Origin of the sequence: Pseudocitrobacter sp. RIT415 (assembly GCF_003057695.2) — a bacterium.
In the GTDB taxonomy this organism is placed as follows: domain Bacteria; phylum Pseudomonadota; class Gammaproteobacteria; order Enterobacterales; family Enterobacteriaceae; genus Pseudocitrobacter; species Pseudocitrobacter faecalis.
The window spans coordinates 1-21,865 of the sequence record NZ_QBJC02000006.1; the positions used below are offsets into that span (position 1 = coordinate 1).

Here is a 21,865-nt window from a genome sequence, read left to right on the forward strand (position 1 = left end):
CAGCTGCCAGTTCTTAGAATTGGCCCTATTTATAATTTCTGGTATTGTTGTCACCAGTTTATCTCCCGTTATTTTGTTGTGTAGTACAACTATGTGCCTATCGCCGAGAAGTTCTGATGCTATTATTTCGTTCTCAGTAATGGCAAAGAAGAAATTCCTGAAGTCAGGAGTGGTGACCCTTTTTTGATTGCAGGTTTTAAGTTCAATAAATGTTAATGATTTTAATATTCCAGCCAAGGAGCTAACGTCACTAAAGTCAACACTTACATTTTCAGGGATAGAAATAAAATCAAAGCTTGATGCCTTTATTTCAATATCTTCAAATTGCTTCAGCGCAGCTAGCAGATTTTTCATGTCTTTCCCTTTAGGTCTTTTTATCCATAAAGCTTGCGAGTCAAGTAGGCTGCGTTCCCCTAATATTCCATTTTCTGAAGAATTTCTGGCGATATGTGCCCTCTTTGATTCAATCAATTCAAGTAGACTCACCGTAATTTCCTTTTAGATTAATGTTGCATACAGAAATTTATCACATTTCATTTTTAAGGCAATGTTAAACTGCTATTACTCTTCCGATTGCGGGAACAAATTGAACTCATGAGGGGCCGATCCTCGCTCATTGAGACAACAAGTTCTTCGATACAGCCCGTCTTGTGCCAAAGGATGTCGATGTTAATATTTGGATGTATCGATAAATGGGCGAAAGTTAGGAGGTATGATGGTAACTAGGGAAAGTATGAAAAAATGGATCATCGAGTGTCTTCAGGAACGGGGTGGTAGCGCTTGGCCACGTGAAGTCTCAAAGTATGTATGGGACAGCTACGAGGCTGAGCTTAGGGATTCCGGCGATATGTTGTATACGTGGCAATATGACATTCGTTGGGCCGCTCAACAATTGAGAAACGAAGGTACTCTAAAACCAGTAAATAGACGCAGAGATTTGCCATGGGAACTAGCATAGCAAAGCGAGGGTTAGCGTTCATTTCGTAGCCAAATCTGACTTTTTTCTGAGTGGATGAGAATTGATATCTCTGAAGAAAACGTTCCTGCCTGCCTGAGTCTTGCTTCAACAGCCATATCAGTGTTCTACTGGTATGGCTTTATACCCACTTGCAATGTCTATTTTTTGTACGGATTTTAACTTGTGGGTACAAGTGCGGGTATAACTATTTATTCCTGTTTATAAACAATATTGGTATCAGTCTATTAGGTGTGAAATTCGAGTCCGGCCTTCGCCCCATAATCCTCAAAAACCATACTCCCATGCCGCTCCAGATACTCCAGTGATTTATCCGGATACGGACTTATCCTCCCCGGCAAATTAAGCGCCTTATACGTTTCATAATCCAGCCGATTGCTGACAATAACATCATCCTGGTTGACAAAAGAGCCCCCATCAAACAACACATCAATATGCGCAGCCAACATGATCCCATCAAACGGATCCTGTCTCTCCGTAGATGTCGCCACAGCCAGTCCACGTTTTAATATGTCTTGCGTGCAGTGAAGGTTGAAATGCGAAGTGAGTGACCGAAGAAGCGGGGTAGAGATTCAGACACCCTGAACGGAACTGGCCTTGGCCCCAGGAGGGCATTAATCAGCCGTTGACGTGTTGTGGCTTCCTGAGAGGCATCTTTTTCTTAAAGCGCGAGATCGCGCTGAATAATCGTAAATTTGCTGGAAGATTCAGGCATTTTATTCGCGCTAAATCCAGCTCTATCATTAACACCTGTTGATGCTTCGCAGGAATAAATGTGCGGGCGACACCAGAGGCCAGCGTATCGAAAAAAGAGGATATTGTTTCAGAAATGTGTAGCTGGGGTTATCGAACCCATCAGAAACCTCAAACGCTATAAGCTTTGACTTTTTCGGTTCACGGGAACCCTGTGAAGAGTACCGCTTTGCATTCCTGAGCATCTAAAAAACTATCGTGACGCAAACGCCAGAACGGCATATCGATGGCATAGCCGATACGTTTCGGCTCAGAGCGCTTCAACAGTCCTCGAAGGTTCGGCTTCACCTCACTGGCATAATCAAATCAGCAACCATGCCCTTTTTGTTCTGTGAGAGGGCATAAAGCAGCAGCGGTTTGTTTAACGTGATGTCATCGCCATATTTGGCAGTTTCGATTGTCAGAAATTTGTGGATGAAGAACTGGGCTTCAGGCATTACTTACAATGATGCGCGTAAACCAGGCATGATCAAGAGCATGTATCCGCATATCCGTTATGCTGTTTAGCGTTGTGTAACTTTGAAACTCATATTTTAAGCATTCAGGTTCTTTATCTGAATATTTTTCTTATCCACCGTAATCTCTTCACTCAATTTTAGCTCCGAAAACGCACGGTTCAGGCTGGATATCGAGACACCCAGTAGTGTTGCCATCTCTTTAAATGTTATCGGTAGCGATATATGATTGGCTGAAAAACCATACCACGCGTAACGCTGCGAAATTAACTTCAGATATTCTCTCACCTTCGTTTGAGCATCCTGACTGACTAAAACGGAAATCATTTTCTGCTGTTCAGCAATCTCGAAGGAAAGCATTTCGGTCACGTAGTTGATGAAATTTTCGGTTATCTGGCTGAGATCATAAAGTCGATTACATTCTAGCAGACAAAGTTGGATATCGGTTGCTGCAACAGCGTGATAGTGATAAGCAGGCGTATACAAATCTTCAGTACCAATCACCTGGCCCGGTGTTTTGACATTCACTATGTTTCCGTGAGGATCGTAGATTTTTACTGTACCAGCTCGTAACGCCATCAAGTGCGTCATGGTGTCTCCGGAACGGTAAAGATACTCACCTTTTTTTAACTCATTTTTTCTTTGCAGGCTTTGGGTAAATAAAGCTACACAATTATCAAAGAGATAATCCTTGCACATCTTCCCAAAACAACATTTTTCGCATGTGACACATTGAGATGTACTGGCCATTTTATAACGTCCTTACTCCAACTTTTATTTTTTTTGCAGGTGATTCGTATAAAGATTGAGAAGGCAAGTATATCGCGAAGTCCTAAATGATTTTTCCTAAAAGCGCATGATTACTTGCACAAACATCAGACGTAAATAACTGCTCGTGGTACTGCCGTAATTTGTAACATTTCAAGTGATAGAAGATGCATGTTGCTATTTGGTTAATGTAATTTTTCTAGCATGTATAATTTTGATTTCAAAATTCATACTAAAATGGATGGGATAATGTCATATGAAGTGATTGTCATTAAAAACACCTTAATAATTCAAAGAAGTCACTTCGGCTAAAAATGCTTTTTGTAGTGTTATATTCTTTGTTTTTCATAAAAAACAAAATATAAATCTATAATGTCGTGAATAAAAGGAGTTTTTTATAAGCATAATATTTTAAATTCTTTTAATTTTTTCTTAAATTTTTCTGTGTTCACATAATGCCTATCCACTCCGAGTGATTAAGCAATCATCCGTACGTTGGAAAAACGGTAATTGCATCTGATAAGGCACGTGTAGGGATGTGCTGTATTAGGTGAATCTCAAACAAATGAATGGCAGGAATAAGTATGTTCAAGAAAAGTCTGGTGGCAGCCTCTATTATGGTTTTATCCGGTAGCGTATTTGCTGCAACTGATGAAGGTGTTGCAGGTGGTACTATTACTTTTAACGGTACCGTTACTGATACGACATGTAACGTCACTACCAATAATGGTTCTGACTTTACCGTAAACCTTACTCCGATTACTACTACCGATCTGGGTACTGCTGTAGGTGTTGTAACTGCGGGTGCTAAAGAATTCACGATGGCGGTTTCTGGTTGTACGGGTTATGCAGCTGACACGGATACTTTGAAAGTTAGTTTCACCAGCAGCAATGTTTCTGATGATGAAAAATATCTGACCAACTATAGCGGTACTGCTGAAGGCGTGGGTATTGCATTAACAAAAGATGGTTCTACTCAGGTTAATTTTAACGAGGCACTGGATACCGGCTTAACCGCGGCGGATGTTTCCGGTAGCACCAGCACTTCTGATATCACTTATTACGCTAACTACTATAACTACGGCGGCGCTACAACCTCTACGGGTAGTGTTGTGACTGCTGCAACTTATACCTTTAGTTACGAGTAAGAATTAGCAACCGGGGCTGTTGCAGCCCCGTTTTTTTGCAAGAAAGGCATCATGAAAAAGTTAATGTTTTTATTATCCGCACTGGCTGTGTCCTTTGCGGGTAATGCAAGCGTCGTTATTAATGCGACGCGCGTGATTTATCCGGCACAATCGAAATATGTCAATGTGCAGCTTGTTAACCGCAGTAAAACTACGCATCTGGTTCAGTCGTGGATCGATACCGGAAACCCGTCGGCGGCGCCAGAAACGATTAAAACGCCTTTTAGCCTGACACCACCGGTAGTCAAAATGGCGGCGAATGAGGGGCAAGCCCTGAAGCTTTCGGTTATCAATAGCAGCGCGCTGCCAAACGATAAAGAGAGCGTGTACTGGCTCAATGTTCTGGATGTTCCACCGGTGCCGGAAGGCGCGAAAGAGGGTGAGAACTATCTGCAGGTAGCATTACGCAGTCGCATCAAATTGCTGTATCGCCCAGAGGGATTATCTGAACCGGGTAACGATACGCTGAAAAAAGTCAGCGTGAGCCAACAATCCGGCAGTACCTGCCTGAAAAATGATTCACCTTACTACATTACGATTACGGAAATAATTAACTGGCACGGTGGCGATCTTAAGAAAAAGACTACTGAGAAGAATTTGCTAAGCAATGCGGCCTTTATTGCACCTTTCAGTTGCACCCAGGTTGCCGGCAATATTAAGCCCGCGGGAAGCTACCGCGCGGCATGGATTGATGATTACGGTTCAAAGCGTTATGTCGTGATGAATTGAACCCTTTACCAGATTTCCTGGGTCATAGAGCATGAAATGTAAAAAAATTCTCCGTCGAGGATTATTAGTTAATTCCATATGGGCAGCACTGTACGTAGGCTGCACTTTTGCTGAAGATTTTAACAATAGTTTATTGGTCGGTAATTCAGCAAATATGGACTGGAACAATAAAGCTGTTATTATGACACCAGGAGAATATGATTTTGATGTCTATATCAATGATGACTGGAAAGGGAAGTTTGCATTTCTTGTCGAAAATGACAACGAAGGTACGCTGAAGATCAAAACTTCTGATGCACGAATGTTAGATATCCGTGATCTAGCGTCGGTTTTGACAAGTGAACAGGGTACGTACATCAATGTAGATAAATTACTGCACGGCGGATCTCATTCACTCAAGCCGGGTGAAATGCGCGTTAATCTTGAAGTGCCGCAGGCCTATGTGACGCGCACCGAAAGAAACTGGGTATCACCGGAAAAATGGGATACCGGCATCAATGGTGTTTATACCAATTACAACCTGAGTTATTACAATTTCCGCGGTAAAACGACGGGTTACACCGATTCGGATAACGTCTATTTGTCGCTGAATAGCGGGCTGAATCTTTTGGGCTGGCATTTTATTGATAACTCCAGCTACAGTCGCTCAAGTTCGGGAGAAGCAGGTAAATGGCGTAATTCAACGCGCTATATTGAGCGACCTTTTGCCGCTATTAGCGCTATTGTGCGATTTGGCGATGCCTATACGTCTTCAGAATATTTTGACAGCGTTCGTTTTCGCGGTCTGACAGTAAATAAAAGCCAACAGATGTTGCCGGATAGTCAACGTGTATATATGCCGGTTGTGACAGGTGTCGCCAGCAGTTCTGCTGTGGTCCGCGTGCTACAGGACGGAAACGTCATCTATCAGATTGCCGTGCCACCCGGCCCATTTGCTATTCGCGATCTAATGCCTACCGGTTCACGTAATGAACTGCATGTGGAGGTGAAAAATAGCGGTGGTCAGGTTGAAACGTTTATTGTGCCATTTTCATCAATGCCTGGCATGTTGCGCCCTGGCACCAGCGACTATCGTTTTAGTATGGGTGAAGTGAACATGCGCGATTCGAATGATAATTCGAAATTTGTGCAATATAGCTATACCTATGGGGTGAACAATTATACGTCTGTTTTCGCAGGCTTAACGCTCAATAATGATTATAAATCGTGGTTAGCGGGGAGTACGGTTTCACTACCTTATGTTGGATCATTCTCAGGAACAATGGAGCAAGCACGCTACCAACTGCCCGGTATGGATAACCAGAGTGGGGAGAAATACTCCGTTTCCTGGAGTAAGTACTTTGAGACCCGGACTAACGTTACGCTAGCCTCATATTATTATCGTACCCAGGACTACGCTTCTTTTAGTGACTACATCGCGACAAAGGAAAATCTTGACCAATATGGCTACACCAGTACCACGCGTAACAGTAAACAGGCTTTTAGCGCCTCGGTCTCTCAAACGTTGCCGGGTGATTTTGGCAAGTTAACACTTACTGGTTACTGGCGTGATTACTGGAACAACCAGCGCAGCAACCGTCAGTACAACCTGACGTACAGCAATAACTATAAAGACATTACTTATAGCCTCTCCTTACGCCGAACGGAGTACACCCAGAGCTATTACGATACAGATTACGATGGCGATGAAGTAAGTCATCTGAGAAAGAACAAAAGCGCAGACGAGAGCATTTATTTCTCGCTGACCGTACCAATGAGTATCTTCGATACGCGCACAACAATTTCTTCGCGTACGACTGTTGAGAAAGGAAAATATGCTTCGTCTGACATCAGCCTGAGTGGTGAAATGAAAGATGTAAGCTATAGCATGGTGTTAACCAACGACAACGATGCCAGATCTCGTTCAGCGGATATCTATGCTTCCTGGGATAATAGTTATAGTAGTCTGAGTGCTGGTATGACCGAGGCGACGGACTACCGTCAACTTAGCCTGGGGGCTAGCGGTAATATTCTAGTGTGGCCATCAGGGATTCTTGCATCGGGTACCACGGGGCGTAACTTCGTTATTATCGATGCCCCGGGGCTCAGCAATGCGGTGGTCAACGGGAATACGGCAGTCAGAACCAATGCAAAAGGACAGGCATTATCAACCAGTGCGGTGGCATATCGTCAAAATCATTATCGTCTGGATCCCGATGGCACGCAGGATAGTAGTGTAGACTTATTAGGCAATATCGAATATATAGCGCCTTACGAGGGCAGTATTACGTATCTGAAGTATAAAACAGATACGCGTAAAACCTTTACCCTTAATATTATGCGACCGGGAAATGAAGCATTACCTTTTGGTGCAGCAGTGACGGATCAGGGCGGTAATTTGCTGGGATATGTTTCACAAGGCAGTCAGGTGTATCTGAAGGCGGATACATTGCCAGAAATACTGAAAGTGAATATTAGTAGTAAAAAGCATAAACAGTTCTGCACGGTGGAAGCTCCGTCGGAGACGCGCGTTAATCCGTGTCGATAATCACCATCGCGTGATATTGTTAAGCAATGAGTTAAGTTAGCGGAATTATGTCACAGAGATACTTTATTGATTCAGATAATGCCTTTCTTTCGCTGGCTATTCAGAGCATCCTTGATGAACTGGAGCCTGAAAGTGTGGCTGGGCAGAAACACGGAGAGCAGATATTAGTGCTCTCAGAGAAAAAACGCATTCAGGATATCCTCGCAGGCAGGGAACGCCGTCTTGAGGATTATGAATTAATTATTTGCTCTGAACCTTATTATTCACTTTGTAGACAGTATTTTGGGAAAGTGACTAAGAAAATAATAAGTTTAGATAACGGTATTCAGTCGCTAAAAAACGCTATCCTTGATTATTATAAAGATCGTGAACAAACATTGTCTTTATATGATATGAGTCACTTGCTGACATTAACACAAGATGAGCGTAGGACGATTGCTGATTATATCTCGCAACATGACTATCGGCAAATGGCAAGAAATCACGTCAGTGATGTGAAAACAATTTCGCGTTATAAGCGGGCTGCAATGTCAAAGTTGGGCTATCGTAGTAATATGGAGTTGTGGTTAGCCTTAAACTTTTTGTTCTATCTGGGGGTTATAACTCTTATTAATACGGAAAGGAAGGACCGGGAATTGTCATTGCCTTATCATCGCCAGATACAAAACAAGGCCTGTTGCTTTTAATACTACTTTTTAATAGAACTGTTTAATGAAAACTTCTGTACAAGATTGTTTGAATCTTATCAATGTGGTTATCGAGCCGCTTTTTAGTGATCTGGCTTTACATTTACGTCAGAGTTCATTCATTGCATTTTATATTGCATGTAACCTGAAGCTATCTGAGAATCAGGTAAAGGATGTTTTTATTTCTGCAAGTATGCACGACCTTGGTCTTTTACTGAAGAATACACATCAAGATCGCTTAATTGCTGCTGATGTTCTTGATGGCCATTATCTTAATGGATTAGAAGTACAGCAAGAAATTGCGATGTTGAATCGTATCAGTAATACCCTATACGTTCAAAAAAATGATTGCACACTTGTCAGTGATATCGTTTATTTTTCTGATATCTTTGAGCTCTATCTTCGAGACCAGGATAAAGACTATATTTCCTATTCAGAGATGTTGGTTGATGATTTTTTTGCAGTGCATTCAGAATTCCGCCAGGAAATTGTGGATGCGATGAAACGTCTCGCCCAGGATGATGTTTTCTGGCTGCGGCTTGAATCAAGTAATATGCATAAGGTTTTACAGCGGATCAGTCCTTTGCGAGACTCTTATGTTACGCTGGAAGATCTTAAAGATATCTGTTTGATTCTGGCGCGTATTGTGGATATTCACAGTAGTTTTACCGTGACGCATAGCACCAGCGTCAGTCGTGTTGCAGAAAAAATTGCCGGTCTGATGTCTTTCTCGGAAGAGCAGCAACAAAAGATTGGCATAGCCGGCTATTTGCATGATATTGGCAAGGTTTATATTCCTTCTGAAGTGCTGAATAAAGAAGGACAACTGACGCGTAAAGAGCGCGGATTGATGAAAAAACACAGTTATAAAACGCTGGAAATGTTAAGTCATATCAAATCGTTGGGAGAGATTACTCCGTGGGCGGCAAATCATCATGAAAGGCTGGATGGTTCAGGATATCCGTTCGGGATTCATGGCGATGAGTTGGATGCCGAGTCGCGTATAATCGCGGTGGCGGATGTGTTTACTGCCTTAACGGAAGATCGCCCGTACCGTAAAGGAATGCCGTTGACGCAAGCGATGGATATTCTAGAGGTGGAGGCAGAACAGCTAAAACTGGACAAGTTGATTGTAAATATTGTCAAGCGTAACATTGAAATTATTTTTGACTGTGTCGGGCAGATAAAACCTAAATGATTTACTATGTTATTTATGACAATTTTATTTATTTACGTGCGTAATTTGACACTATGAAATATCGTATCGCTGAAAAAATCATATTTGATACCGAATCTGACTGGATTGTGTGCAGAGACGGCGATACCGTGCTGATAGAGAAAAAACTTACCAAAACCGCTGCTCAGATCCTTTCTATCTTGCTGGCCAATCATGGCGAGCTGGTCGAGCGAGATTATCTCTTAAGTGAGGTATGGGAGACGCGGGGTCATCATGGTTCTAACTCATCACTTAATCAGTACATCAGTATTTTAAGAAAGGCATTATTTGAGCTCGGTGTTCCTAAAGAGTGCATCGTCTCTGAACCTAAAAAAGGGTTTATATTCTCCAGGGCCGTTACTGTTGGTGAGGTTTTTTCACAAGAACAAAATGTATGTGATGTCGAGGGGCAAAGTGAAATATTGCCTCCTTCGCTGATTCCAGACTCAATAGAAGGCGTATTATCATCGAGAAATAAGTTGCGATATTACCGTTGCAATATGATAAATATTGTACTATGGATGTTGCTAATTATCACTGTAATAGCATGTTTATTTGAATTCCATAAATTATTGGCTGAGAAACGAATGCCTGAATCAGTACAGTTATTTTCAATAAATAAATGCAGGGTCTACTCAGATAGTGGAAAATATATATCCTATCAATCCGTGATGAAAAATATAATTTACGATATTCATTCAGATATTGATAAACAATGCGCGTCAGACAATATAATTATATTTGTTAAAGTTCAGCCAAGTATTTTCTTTGGACATGCGGGGCGAGTCTTCGTCGCGCTGTGCGCAGGGAGATCGGACGGCGATGAGTTAACATATTGTGAAAATAACTACCGATATAATTATTATCAACGGCAGGAGTGATAATGACTATGCGCTTGATATCCATTCTATTGCTGGCAATAAGTATAGTTGTGTTAGCTGTTTTAATGGTAATGCGTTTGCCCGGCTCGGACTATTTTAGTGCAACTTGTCGGGCTTTTATGGATTATCACGGTGTTGCTGGTAATGATGGGTTTAACTTTAAGGGAGATATCTCTTTTTTCTTTAATGATAATAAAACAGGGAGGTACTATATATCGGGGAGTATGAATGATAATGATGGCGAGTATTCCATCTCTCGTCTTGTTACTTTTAAATATCAATACAAAGGAGGCGAAGAGTATATCTTTTCACCTGTCTCAGTTGAGAAATCTGTCCATGATGATATTTCTGATAAAATCTATGACAGATTAAAGAGAATGTTGCCGCTAACGCAAAATGTCTCAATTAATATGAGTAGAAATGAAAACTATCTCTTGTTTAGTAATGCGGTGAGCCCGCTTTTTATCTGTGTAAGCCTGTAGGTATCTAAAGTCTACGGGTATTTTTAATATTATGAGGATAAGTTAATAACACTTATAGTTTTATTATGCTTAAACATTTTTTGCGTTTTACGGCAGTATTCTTCTTCGTGAGTCTGCTTAGCTCCCAGCTTGCATCAGCATCCTGCGGTATCCTTTTAGGGAGTGTTAAACACTCTGATAAGTCGATAAATCTTTCCACGGCCTTTACTGCCTCGACTGTCTATACCGTGAGTTACACCACCAGTTGGTCAGGTTCAATAACCTGTACACTTGGGCTTGGTCTTGATTCTGTCTACTTTTTTTCTGCTTTTGGCAGTAAACCTGTTTATTTAAACTATACGAGTGTTGATGGTACGGAGGATTATTGGATTAAAGTTACGGATGAAATAACCGGGACGACCAAAACTACCGTAAGTGGTATTGCCGGAATACACAGCCTGAGCAGTTATCAAACGCAATATACGTTAACTTTTGAATATTTAAGTGAGAAACCGGCCGGTGTTACTGATTATACGAAAACCAGTACTTCTGGTTCAATTAATATTTTTCCGGCTATTGTCAGCGACAGCGCAGCAAGTACTACTTATTGCACCAGTGTCCTGTGGTGTCAAAGCCAAAGCTATGCGGATAATGTATGGGATTATATGATGAATGACACTACATCATGGTCTTCTTCTCGTTATCTGGGTTATGAAAAAATATCAATTAATTTTGAGCCCCAACAAACCACGTGTAACCTCACCCATGATTTGACCATTAAATTACCTCCAGCCACCCTGGATACGCTACAGAGCAATGGCGAAGCGCCAGGAATCAATTTCCGTTTGCCTATTAGTTGTAAAGATGCGCTTGGCGATAACTTTTCAACTCGTGATATCAGTGGATGGTTATCCAGCTCCGATATCCTTAACGATGCGACGACAGGAACCGTGCTGGTTAATGAAGACTCCGAAGCTGGCGGTGTTGGGATTTCTGTACGCTCATCCTCTGCAGGCAGCGATATTATCTTTTCCAGTGATAGTTCGAAACAAAGTGCTAGCGAAATCTTCAGCGTAAAGAAAGACGACTCCGTTGAATCTGCTTTTAATGTCAGTTTGTATGCGTATTATAAAGTCTATGATTCTGCGCAACTTACAACAGGGCCCGTCGTGGCGACGGCCCAATTGATGTTAGGTTATGATTAATACTCTCTTCGCTATTCTCTGAAGTGAAAGGAGCATGTTATCTGTATGTTGAATTTAGTTTAATATACAGATAATAAAATCTTTACGGGTACTATAAAAAAGCGCTTTTGGAAACTTTGCAAATATATTTTATATTTTGTCAATGATTTTATTGTCTTTCCTGCTGTAATAATTATGATGCTCTTCGGTCAACAAAGTCCAGGAGTATCACAATGATTAATAGAACACGACTGTTAAGTGCCATATTATTTTTTGTGAGTGCCATTTCTTCAGCGCATGAAATTAAATTTTCAGGTAGTGTAGTCGATAACTCCATTTCTGCACGTAATGTCTGTTTGCACTATGCGGTTCATCAGGGGGCAGAGCGAACCTGTCGTAGTGAGTCTGGCACTGAAATTATCAGTACAATTAAAAATACTCTGGTGCAATATAAAGGGAAGATTGCTCATGCCAGAATTGTGACGATAAATTATAAGTAATACTGCTTTTAATCATATCCAAACATAATCTGTGCTGTCGCAATAATATCACCTGCTGATAATGCGGCAGCATTGTACACTTTATAATAAGCATTCAGAGAAATATAGTTTACTTTTTCAATATCATCGCCCGCCTTTAGTTCCAGCAACGTGGTTGCATTATTTGCTGAAGACCCCGAACTGATGACAATATCTTGCCCGGTGGTTAGACTTTTTAATGATATACCCACGCCGCCAGCTGTCGAATCATCGTTGATAAGAACGGTTCCGGATGTTGCATCATTCAGGAGATCATGGCTCGATAGCCAGGCACTGATATGACGTGTCGATGTGGTGCCTGCTAACGCATCGGAACACTCAATGGGTAAACGGAATGTTGTACCGGTATCTTCACCATTACGAGCCAAACGATCCAGCGATGCAGCAGGTAATTTAACGGTCATGTCATGGGTCAGATTGCAAGTTGTCTGGTTAGGTGCAAACTGTATGCTGAGCTTTTCATAGGCGATATAACGGCTGGTTGACCATGATTCCGTATCATTAATCATGTAATCCCAGACATTCTCACCATAAGTCGAGCACTTATTGCCCCATATATTGCAGTCGTATGTATTGCTGCCATCACCGTGACCACTCATGACTGCTGGAATCACCGAAAGAACGCCGCTGGTTGTACTTTTAGTCATATTGCTGACGCCAGAAGGCGCACTGGCTAGCAATTCAAAATTCAAAGTGTATTGCGTTTGATAGCTTGCGATAGAATGCTTTCCTGCAATACCGTTAACTTTTTGTTTTGTGTCACCAGTAATCGATGCGGTGGTTTTAATCCAGTACTCTTCCTGGCCATCACCGGATGTAAAATGCAGATATACCGGGCTGTTATTAAACCCCGTAAAAAAGAATACATTGTCGAGGCCAATTCCGTAGGTACACGACATTTTCCCAGACCAGTTGGTACTGTAGGTGATTGAGTATGTCGAAGATTGGGCAAAAACTTTTGATAAATTGAGAGATTTATCAGATTCTGCGACCCGTGTTTTGGAAAATAATCCACTAGATACATCACACGTATTACTTAACACTCCCCGGCTTTCTTTATCCGCAGAGGCATTGATGGGGCTACTGAAGAGAACAAACATAAAGGTCAAAAGACCCCGCATTATACTTCTGCGAATTACTTCCATAACAATAAGATGCCCTCAAAAAACGTCAGAGAAAATGATTAGCTATATAACTAGTTTAGTTGTGTAATTTATTTAATTCATGTTCTCATCTTTTTGCTACGTGGCAAAGTATAAAAATGAAGCGCTTATTCATTTTCGGATTTTACTAATTAAAGTTAGCTTTTATTTATATTTGTAAAAGAGAAGACGATGTGGAGTACCGCCTTCCCTGGCGCATTCAGTTCAGCAGCCCCAGCCCACGCTTCACCTCATCAAGCGTCGTCTGCGTCACCGCCCGCGCCCGCTCACTCCCTTCACGCAGTATCGCCATTAATGCGCCTTTATCCTGAATAAACGTGTTCCGCCGCTCGCGCATTGGCGCAATCAACTCCTGCAAACAGATTTCGAGTTCGTGCTTGCAAGCGCGATCGCCCAGCCCGCCCTGTTGGTAGTGCGCTTTCATCACCGTCACTTTCGCCGGGTCAGGATGAAACGCATCCAAATAAGTAAAGACCACATTCCCCTCCACACAGCCTGGATCGCTTACCCGGAGGTGGTTCGGGTCGGTGTACATTGCGCAAACGGCGCGGTGAATTTCTTCCTCGCTGGCTGAAAGCGTTAACGTATTCCCCAGCGACTTCGACATCTTGGCGTTACCGTCGATGCCCGGCAGGCGGCTGGTCTGGCTGAGCATCGCCTGGCAATGGCGCAGCACTGGTGTGCTCAGCAGGCTATTCATCTTGTGGACGATCTCATTGGTCTGCTCAATCATCGGGAGTTGATCATCGCCTACCGGCACCAGCCCGGCCTTGAAGGCGGTAATGTCCGCCGCCTGGCTGATGGGATAGACCATAAATCCGACCGGCAACGACCGGGCGAATCCTTTCTGAGCAATCTCATTTTTGACCGTTGGATTGCGCTCAACGCGCGCGACGGTCACGATGTTCATATACAGCACGGTAAGTTCCGCCAGTGCGGGGAGGGCGGATTGCAGGCAAATTGTCGTGAGGTGGGGGTCGATACCTGCGGCCAGGTAGTCGGCCAGCACTTCCGGAATATTATCGTGGATTTTCTGCGGGTTACTGCCGTTATCCGTTAACCCCTGAAGGTCGGCAATCAACACAAATTGTTGATGGTCGTGCTGCAATGCAACGCGCTGGCGTAGCGAACCGACGTAATGACCTAAATGCAGCGGGCCGGTTGGGCGGTCGCCAGTGAGAATGGTGGATTGGTTCATGTGAAGCTCCTTTGGCTTAATTAGCCGAAAGACGCCCCTGAAATGATATAGCCGCCTTTCGGCGGCTATAAAAATGGGATGAGAGGATCCGTGCCGCCTTTAGAAAGGCAGCCACCAACGGGTATGACGTGAGGTGGAGACGACGGTACGGTTCATGGCTTCATCCTGTCACTATCTATCAGGAAGGTCAATATATTGTACCTCTCCGATGCTGTTCGTAGCCGCTCCACCAACTTGCTGAGCGCTAATGGATAACCTTACTCAACAATACATAAGCGGCGACGAACTTGAGAAAAAGCGCCTTATCATAACCAGCATGATTAGATGGTTATTTCCCGCGTTTCAGGAACAAGCTGATGAGAAAAGCACTGCGTAATACTCTCCGGGTTCCGATTCTGCTGACCCTCTCGGTGGGGGGGTTATTTCTCCTGCTTCCCATTCAGGAGAGCGAATCGGCGACGGAATGCCGTCGTAGCCTGACCCGGCAGGCAAAAAATCTGGTGGAGGAAGATTACCTGAAGAGCCGTTTCCCTTACTGGCAGATTGAAAAGAAAATGCTGGGTACGCTGACGCCCAACTTAAGCTTTGGCAAAGTGACAATTGAAAATGACGCTTACCACGTGCCGTTTACCGCCGTGGGGGCAAATGCCACGCTTGCGCGTGTCGGGATTATCGACTGTGAACTCCAGGAGATTGATTACGCGTTCGCGTCCTGATCCATCGCCCGGTGTACGGCCTCTCCAAGCTGTTCCATCACCAGCCGATGCTTCTCGGTGGCGGGCAGGGCACAGTTGATGCGCAGGCAGTTGCGGTATTTTCCTGACGCGGAAAACAGCGAACCCGGCGCCACCTGAATCTTCAGGCGACACAACTGTTTGGCGACGCAGACCATATCCACCACTTCCGGTAGCTCGACCCACAGCATATAGCCGCCGAGTGGGCGGGTAACGCAAATCCCGCAGGGAAAATACTGGCGCAGCCAGCAGGTATAGGTTTCCATATTGCTCTGATAAATTTGCCGCATCCGTCGAACGTGGCGGTGATAGTGCCCTTCGCGCACAAAGGTTGCTACCGCAAGCTGCGTGGCGGGTGGCGTGGTGCCACTCGATGCGTACTTCATATGCATCACGCGGTCACGATAGCGGCCCGGTACAATCCAGCCGACCCGCAGACCCGGCGCCACGGTTTTGGTAAACGAGCTGCACATCAGTACGCGGCCATCAATATCGAACGAATGGATAGTGCGCGGGCGCGGATACTCCATTGCCAGCTCGCCGTAGATATCATCCTCAAAAATCACAATATCGTGGCGCTGCGCCAGTGCCAGCACCGCGCGTTTACGCGCTTCCGGCATGATAAACCCGAGCGGGTTGTTGCAGTTGGGTACCAGAATCACGCCCTTGATCGGCCACTGTTCCAGCGCCAGCTCCAGCGCTTCGATGCTGATACCGCTTTCGGGATCGGTCGGGATTTCAATCGCTTTAATGCCAAAACCCCGCAGCAACTGCATGGTGCCGTAAAAGGTGGGAGATTCCACGGCGACGATATCGCCCGGTTTGCACACTGCCAGCAGGGCAATCGACAGCCCGCTATGGCAGCCGCTGGTAATAACGATATCGTCGGCGGTCACGGTTGACCCGCCATCCAGCATCAGGCGCGCCACCTGTTCGCGTAACTCACGTCGCCCGGCCAGTTCATCGTAGCTCAGAATTTCTGTCGGATGGTGCTGTACCACACGGCTCATCTCGCGCCACAGCGGTTTCAGGCTGGGCTGGGTGACGTCCGGCGACCCGCCGCCAAAGAGAATAATCTCTTTATCGCGACGCGCCTCCAGCATCTCCAGCACCTGATCCCACTGGGTAACCTCCACCGGACGCTGCACCGGGCGGCTCATTGCCGGCACCGGCGGTTGCGCTTTCCGCGTTGCCACGAAATAGCCCGAGCGCGGCTGCGGCGTGATTAGCCGCAGCGTTTCCAGCGTCTGGTACGCCTGCTGAACGGTGCTGATGCTGACGCCGTGCTCCTGACTCAGCGTGCGCACCGAGGGAAGCTTTTCGCCCGCGCGATACAGCTCCTGCTCAATACGTTCCGCCAGAAGATTAGCCAGATGTTGATAACGCGTCATGCTGTATTCCTCAGTATCACCATACAGATCGCAAGACCAGTACAGATAGGGATGGAAATCGCCGTGCAGATCCCGTTTTAGACCATCTGTATGTTAAAGAAAAGTAATTTTTGAATCTGTATTGCGAGGGTGTTTTTTGGCGAAGATAAAGCCTCTGGCAACGCGTGGAGGTGCGATATGGAATTTTACGAAAACCGTTCAAAAAGGCCGTTTATCGGGTTGGTATGGCTGTGGCAGGCGCTACGTAAATGGTACGACCGCGAGCGCACGCGCCGTGTGCTCGACAGGATGACCGATGCGCAGCTGAAGGATGTCGGGTTGAACAGGGATGATTATCGGTGAGGGGATCACCCCCTCACCCCGGCCCTCTCCCGCAGGGAGAGGGAGAAAACCTGCTCAGTTCTGTAAGACACGCACAATCCATCCCCTCTCCCCAGGGGGAGAGGGTCAGGGTGAGGGGAAAAACCCCGCACTATCCCGCCAACTATCCCCCACTGTTTTTCACATTCAATGCTATCGATTCCACTGTTTCTTGATACTTACCATGATAAGTATTATCTTCCTCAATGTAATCACTGAGGAGTTCGCCATGACTGAAGATGAATTGTTTGCCCGCAGGCCGATGGGGATGCGGATGGCGATGGTTGTTCGCCAGTGGCGGGGCATCATCGATCGGGCGATCACCGATACCGGGTTAACGCAATCAAGCTGGACGGTGCTGATGCAGCTTCAGCAACTGGGCGACAATGTGTCAGTCAGCGAACTGGCGGAAGTGCAGGGCATTGAGCTGCCACCGCTGATGCGCACACTGACGCTGCTGGAACAGCAAGGTTATCTGCTGCGCACGGTGTCGCCCTATGACAAGCGCATTCGTCTGCTGACGCTCACGCCGGAAGGTCGGGCGGTGCTGCAACGGCTGACGCGAGTGATTGAAGATCTCCAGACCCGCGTCTCCGAAAACATCCCGCCGGAACAGATCGCTCTGTTCAGCGAAACCCTGAATCACATTGCCTGCAATTTGCGGATGCTCCGCGAAGAAAATAATAAAACTGAATAACACCATGATGACGCCAGAACAGAAATTTGCCCGCTGGGTAAGGGTCAGTATTGCCTCTTTCCTGCTTATGTTTGTCTATTTTATCATCGCCGATATCTGGATCCCGCTCACCCCGGATTCCACGGTGATGCGTGTAGTGACGCCCGTTTCACCACGCGTTTCAGGCTATGTTGCAAAGGTCTATGTGCACAATAATAGCCAGGTGAAGAAGGGCGATCTGCTGTATGAACTCGACCCGACGCCGTTTATAAATAAGGTGGAAGCCGCGCAGATAGCACTGGAACAGGCGAAACTGAGCAACCAGCAGCTGGATGCGCAGATTGCCGCCGCGCAGGCGAATCTGAAAACCGCGCAGCTCACCGCCCGCAACGATCGCGTGACCTACGATCGTTATCAGCGTTTAAGCACGATGCAGAACGTTTCGCAGTCGGATCTCGATAAGGTGCGTACCACCTGGCAAACCAGCGAGCAGTCAGTGAGCGCACTTAACGCGTCTATTCATAACCTGCAAATTCAGCGCGGTGAGCGCGATAATCATCGCAACGTCACCATCCAGAAATACCAGAATGCGCTGGAAGAGGCGCAGCTTAATCTTGGCTGGACAAAAATCCGCGCCGAAGAGGATGGTACAGTCAGTAATCTGCAATTAAGTCCTGGCCTGTTTGCCAACGCCGGTACGGCGGTCATGGCGGTCGTGAACGATCATACGGACATCGTCGCCGATTTCCGCGAAAAAAGCCTGCGTCACACCAAAACCGGCACCGATGCGGCGGTCGTGTTTGATGCCTTGCCGGGTAAAGTGTTTAGCGCAAAAGTGACCAGCAGCGACGCCGGGATTTTAGCTGGCCAGGAAGCGGTAAACGGCCAGCTTTCCCAGCCCGATACCTCCACGCGTTGGGTGCGTGACGCCCAGCGTATGCGCATCCACGTGGCGCTCGACGAAACGCTTGAGCAAACATTGCCGACCGGGGCTCGCGCCACCGTTCAGCTCTATAACAGCGATGGACCGTTCGCCCGCTTTTTCTCCGGGGCGCAAATCCATCTTGTGAGCCTGTTGCACTATGTCTATTAAAACACTCGCTCAGGTCTTCACGCCGCACGGCAATATCGTCTACACGGCGAATGATTTTCGCCAGACGTTGCGCACCGTGTTCACCGGCATGACGGCGCTGAGTATCTCGACATTTTTCGATACGCAGTACGGGGTGTTTTTTGTCGTCTTCCCCATTCTGCTGGTATCGCTGGTTCCGGTCTTTAACGGCCATATCGCCCGACAGTTTTTGCTCAGTGCGGTGCTGAACTGCATCGAAATGGTGATTATCGTCGGCTATTTGATTGAATGGCCGCTGATCATGACCATCGTCGTTTTCGGTATGTATGTGATGCGTTTCCGTTTCATGAGTAAGGGGCCGCTGTTCCTGTTCGGCTCGATGGGCGTGGTGTGCCAAAGCGTAATGCTCAATTTTATGAGCTACCCGACCACCAACTGGCACACGCTGCTGTTCTCCAATATGGAGGCCAGCGTGATGGCGGTGGCGCTGAGCGCCCTGTTCCACTATCTCATTCCCGATGTTGAACCGCGTAAGCCGCCGCCGCTGATTGAAAAAGACGCCGCGCGCGTGCGCCATGAATCGCTGCTGTCGGGTACGGTGGCAACGATGCTGTTTATCGTCTTTCAGATAAGCGATTTACAAGATTCATTGTCGGCGCTGATGGCGGGGATCTTAATTCTCTTCCCGATGCACTATCGCGGTTCGGTGGTCAGTTCCCTGTGGCGCGTGGTCGGCGTGGTGCTTTCGTGTCTGTACATTCTGGTGGTACAGCTGATTTTGTACGATCACAGCAGCCACATGATTCTGATGATGCCGCTGATCGGGCTGGGCCTGGCATTCAGCGCGCGGATGCACGTGATGGAAAAAGTGGGGGCTGGCGTCGGTTTTGCCAGCATCACCACCATCGGCATTATGTTCGGCCAGAACCTTCAGCCGGACCAGGATCTGGTCTTCAGTGATATGTACCGTGTGACGTCTGTAACCGTTTCGTTATTAGGGACGCTCACCATGGTATTTCTGGTGCACCGTATTTTGAACTGCTTCCAGGCAACGCGTTTTATTGTGAAGTAGCGCACTTCCTGTCTCAGACGTTGCCGCGCGTTTGTGCTTAGAATAGCTCCCCCCGTAATGGATGGAGAAGGACGATGTGGCAAACGCGCGCGCTGGAACTCAATAATCAGGAGTTCTGGAACTGGGATAAAGCCTGTGAATTAGTGAAGTGGGCCATCAATCACCACTTCAATACGGTGATTGTCGGCCAGGCTAATTTGTTCGATAAGCTGGTCTCGCCAAAAGGCTACACGCCGCATCAATACAACGATGGCCTCTCCAGCCATCAGCGCGCCCGCTGTGTTTACCTCAACCGCCTTGCCGGTTTCTGCCAGCAGCATGGCCTGAAATTTTATCTGCAGGCTAAAGAGCTTAGCTTCCCCGTTGACCTGTTGGCGGCGCACCCTGAACTGCTGAATAAAAAAGGTGGTGTGCATTTCGACGCGGAGTTCTGGTGTCGCTATCTGGCAGACAAAATGACGCTACTGTGTCAGCGCATTCCGCACATCAGCGGCCTGCTGGTGGCGCTCTCTAACACCGATGGCTTGCTGCCAATTTCGCGCCCTAACTGGGAACTGACCGGGCACGACGATCCTTCACCGCATATCGATCCGCGCAGTTTATCGCTTTATAGCCAGTGCTTCAGCGCAATGGCGCGGGCGGTGATGCGCGAAGATAAGCATCTGGTGCTGCGTGCGTTTCCGGCGGGCAATCACGATATCAGCAACGTTCTGGAAGCCATCAGCACGTTACCGGAAGCCGTTTCCGTCTCGATTAAAATCACCCCGGAACGATTCTGGCCCAACTTTCCCAATAACCCGGCGCTGCAATCGGTACAAAACCGCGATGTGTGGGTCGATCTCGATCTGGTCGGTGAAGAAGTGGGTTGGGGGATTTTCCCGTTTCCGCGCATCGACGAGTTGCAGGGGCGTTTGTTGTGGTGTCGGGGGAATCCGGCGATTCGCGGCGCGGTGTGCAAAGCCAGTTGGGAAGGCGTGGATAACCACTGGATTATGGGCACGTTGAGTGAGTGCAACCTCGTCGCCTGTAGTCAGTTGCTGGCGCACCCGGAAAAGGCCGTGACCCGCACCTCGCTGATGATGCATTGGCTGGATGAATCTTACGGTTGGCGTCCAGATGATGAGACGTTCACTGAATTTCAAACGCTGTTAGAGCAAGCCGGGCAGGTTCTCTATCACGCCATTTATGTACGCGACCACGTTTTCCATCGCCACAGCCAGGTGCCGGAAAGCTACGGTCAGGGCGTCTGGAGCCTTTACGGCCAGCTCAACCGTAACCACTGGCTGCCGGGCTCTGAGCGGGATATTGCCTTCACCCCCCATGATGTCGCGACTGCCGGGCGTAATTTGTCGTTGATTGCCAAAGAAAAAGATGAAGCCTGGCAGGAGGCGCAAACGCTGCAAACCGAGGCGATTGCGTTTGCGCAGCGCGCGGCGTTCCCACACGCACTGGCTCGCCGCTGGCAGGAGGAGTGGCAGGGTTTTGCCCTGTATTGCCAGCTGTTTATGCATGCGCAAAAGGCCTTTTTCACCCTGCATTACGCCACGGTGGTGGAGAATAACTGGAGCATGCGCGAGATTTGCCAGGTGAATATTCAGGAGCTTTACCGCTGCGCCGTCGAAATGGACACCTTTTGCGCGAAGCATCCCGACGCATCGCCAGGCCTGCACGTTATCTTTGACGCATCGCGCGTGCGGGCACTGGCAGACAGCCTGCATCATCAGCTGACTCAGCTAAAAGCGTGATTTAAATCACATCGAAAAGCGACGGATCGCGGAATAAATGCGATCCACGCCGTTTTCACCCCCTACGGCAAACAGCAAAATGTGATGAAAGT

At 46.7% G+C, this 21,865-nt stretch carries 21 protein-coding genes; 15 read left to right on the forward strand and 6 right to left on the reverse strand.

The window, feature by feature from the left end; genetic code table 11:
- From DBY68_RS07940 to DBY68_RS07955, 3 genes are all read right to left on the reverse strand, one after another.
- The coding region (locus tag DBY68_RS07940) for a hypothetical protein (protein ID WP_146745441.1) at positions 1-486 on the reverse strand (486 nt) is incomplete at its 3' end.
- 717 nt (positions 487-1,203) lie between these two features.
- Positions 1,204-1,467, reverse strand: coding sequence for a hypothetical protein (locus DBY68_RS07950; RefSeq protein ID WP_146745442.1), 264 nt, complete (start codon positions 1,465-1,467; stop codon positions 1,204-1,206).
- 795 nt (positions 1,468-2,262) lie between these two features.
- Entirely contained in the window at positions 2,263-2,934 is a 672-nt protein-coding gene (locus DBY68_RS07955) for a Crp/Fnr family transcriptional regulator (RefSeq protein WP_108475394.1), read from the reverse strand.
- A 602-nt stretch (positions 2,935-3,536) separates the two neighbouring features.
- Between DBY68_RS07955 and DBY68_RS07960 the strand changes: the two genes are divergently transcribed.
- The 9 genes from DBY68_RS07960 (at position 3,537) to DBY68_RS22750 (ending at position 12,323) form a co-directional block, all read left to right on the forward strand.
- Positions 3,537-4,100, forward strand: coding sequence for a fimbrial protein (locus tag DBY68_RS07960; RefSeq protein ID WP_108475395.1), 564 nt, complete (start codon positions 3,537-3,539; stop codon positions 4,098-4,100).
- Between the two features lie 51 nt (positions 4,101-4,151).
- Positions 4,152-4,868, forward strand: coding sequence for a fimbria/pilus periplasmic chaperone (locus tag DBY68_RS07965; protein WP_108475396.1), 717 nt, complete (start codon positions 4,152-4,154; stop codon positions 4,866-4,868).
- Positions 4,869-4,899: 31 nt separating this feature from the next.
- Positions 4,900-7,395: a fimbria/pilus outer membrane usher protein gene (locus tag DBY68_RS07970; RefSeq protein ID WP_108475397.1), complete on the forward strand. Its 2,496-nt coding sequence runs from the start codon at positions 4,900-4,902 to the stop codon at positions 7,393-7,395.
- Between the two features lie 47 nt (positions 7,396-7,442).
- Complete coding sequence (locus tag DBY68_RS07975; RefSeq protein WP_108475398.1) at positions 7,443-8,081, forward strand: hypothetical protein; 639 nt, start codon at positions 7,443-7,445, stop codon at positions 8,079-8,081.
- A gap of 25 nt (positions 8,082-8,106) precedes the next feature.
- Positions 8,107-9,279: an HD domain-containing phosphohydrolase gene (locus tag DBY68_RS07980; RefSeq protein ID WP_108475399.1), complete on the forward strand. Its 1,173-nt coding sequence runs from the start codon at positions 8,107-8,109 to the stop codon at positions 9,277-9,279.
- A 53-nt stretch (positions 9,280-9,332) separates the two neighbouring features.
- Positions 9,333-10,178, forward strand: a complete 846-nt coding sequence (locus DBY68_RS07985; protein ID WP_108475400.1) for a winged helix-turn-helix domain-containing protein — start codon at positions 9,333-9,335, stop codon at positions 10,176-10,178.
- A gap of 2 nt (positions 10,179-10,180) precedes the next feature.
- The gene (locus DBY68_RS07990; protein WP_108475401.1) at positions 10,181-10,660 is read left to right on the forward strand and encodes a FidL-like protein; all 480 of its coding nucleotides are present in this window, start codon (positions 10,181-10,183) and stop codon (positions 10,658-10,660) included.
- A 65-nt stretch (positions 10,661-10,725) separates the two neighbouring features.
- Positions 10,726-11,844: a fimbrial protein gene (locus tag DBY68_RS07995; RefSeq protein ID WP_108475402.1), complete on the forward strand. Its 1,119-nt coding sequence runs from the start codon at positions 10,726-10,728 to the stop codon at positions 11,842-11,844.
- A gap of 212 nt (positions 11,845-12,056) precedes the next feature.
- Positions 12,057-12,323, forward strand: coding sequence for a hypothetical protein (locus DBY68_RS22750; protein WP_146745443.1), 267 nt, complete (start codon positions 12,057-12,059; stop codon positions 12,321-12,323).
- A gap of 8 nt (positions 12,324-12,331) precedes the next feature.
- On the opposite strand, the gene DBY68_RS08000 is transcribed toward DBY68_RS22750, so the two are convergent.
- Together DBY68_RS08000 and trpS are read right to left on the reverse strand one after the other, a co-directional pair.
- The gene (locus tag DBY68_RS08000) at positions 12,332-13,507 is read right to left on the reverse strand and encodes a fimbrial protein (RefSeq protein ID WP_108475403.1); all 1,176 of its coding nucleotides are present in this window, start codon (positions 13,505-13,507) and stop codon (positions 12,332-12,334) included.
- A gap of 217 nt (positions 13,508-13,724) precedes the next feature.
- Complete coding sequence (trpS, locus tag DBY68_RS08005) at positions 13,725-14,723, reverse strand: tryptophan--tRNA ligase (protein WP_108475404.1); 999 nt, start codon at positions 14,721-14,723, stop codon at positions 13,725-13,727.
- A 356-nt stretch (positions 14,724-15,079) separates the two neighbouring features.
- Here trpS and DBY68_RS08010 point away from each other — a divergent pair, with 356 nt between their 5' ends.
- Positions 15,080-15,439 carry a YebF family protein gene (locus DBY68_RS08010; RefSeq protein WP_108475405.1) on the forward strand — a complete coding sequence of 120 codons (360 nt, stop codon included), beginning with the start codon at positions 15,080-15,082 and terminating at the stop codon, positions 15,437-15,439.
- On the opposite strand, the gene DBY68_RS08015 is transcribed toward DBY68_RS08010, so the two are convergent.
- Entirely contained in the window at positions 15,421-16,848 is a 1,428-nt protein-coding gene (locus DBY68_RS08015; RefSeq protein WP_108475406.1) for a PLP-dependent aminotransferase family protein, read from the reverse strand. The genes DBY68_RS08010 and DBY68_RS08015 overlap by 19 nt on opposite strands.
- A 177-nt stretch (positions 16,849-17,025) precedes the next feature.
- Here DBY68_RS08015 and DBY68_RS08020 point away from each other — a divergent pair, with 177 nt between their 5' ends.
- The 5 genes from DBY68_RS08020 (at position 17,026) to DBY68_RS08040 (ending at position 21,773) form a co-directional block, all read left to right on the forward strand.
- Entirely contained in the window at positions 17,026-17,190 is a 165-nt protein-coding gene (locus tag DBY68_RS08020) for a DUF1127 domain-containing protein (RefSeq protein ID WP_108475407.1), read from the forward strand.
- Positions 17,191-17,437: 247 nt separating this feature from the next.
- Positions 17,438-17,905 (forward strand): MarR family transcriptional regulator, encoded by a 468-nt coding sequence (locus DBY68_RS08025; RefSeq protein WP_108475408.1) that lies wholly within the window; start codon positions 17,438-17,440, stop codon positions 17,903-17,905.
- Between the two features lie 4 nt (positions 17,906-17,909).
- On the forward strand, positions 17,910-18,977 hold the full coding sequence (locus DBY68_RS08030) for an HlyD family secretion protein (protein ID WP_108475409.1): 1,068 nt from the start codon (positions 17,910-17,912) through the stop codon (positions 18,975-18,977).
- A complete protein-coding gene (locus tag DBY68_RS08035; protein ID WP_015966082.1) occupies positions 18,967-20,028 on the forward strand; it encodes a DUF2955 domain-containing protein in 1,062 nt (353 codons plus the stop codon). The genes DBY68_RS08030 and DBY68_RS08035 overlap by 11 nt, the downstream gene beginning before the upstream one ends.
- A gap of 74 nt (positions 20,029-20,102) precedes the next feature.
- Entirely contained in the window at positions 20,103-21,773 is a 1,671-nt protein-coding gene (locus DBY68_RS08040) for a hypothetical protein (protein WP_108475410.1), read from the forward strand.
- Positions 21,774-21,865 lie beyond the last annotated feature (92 nt).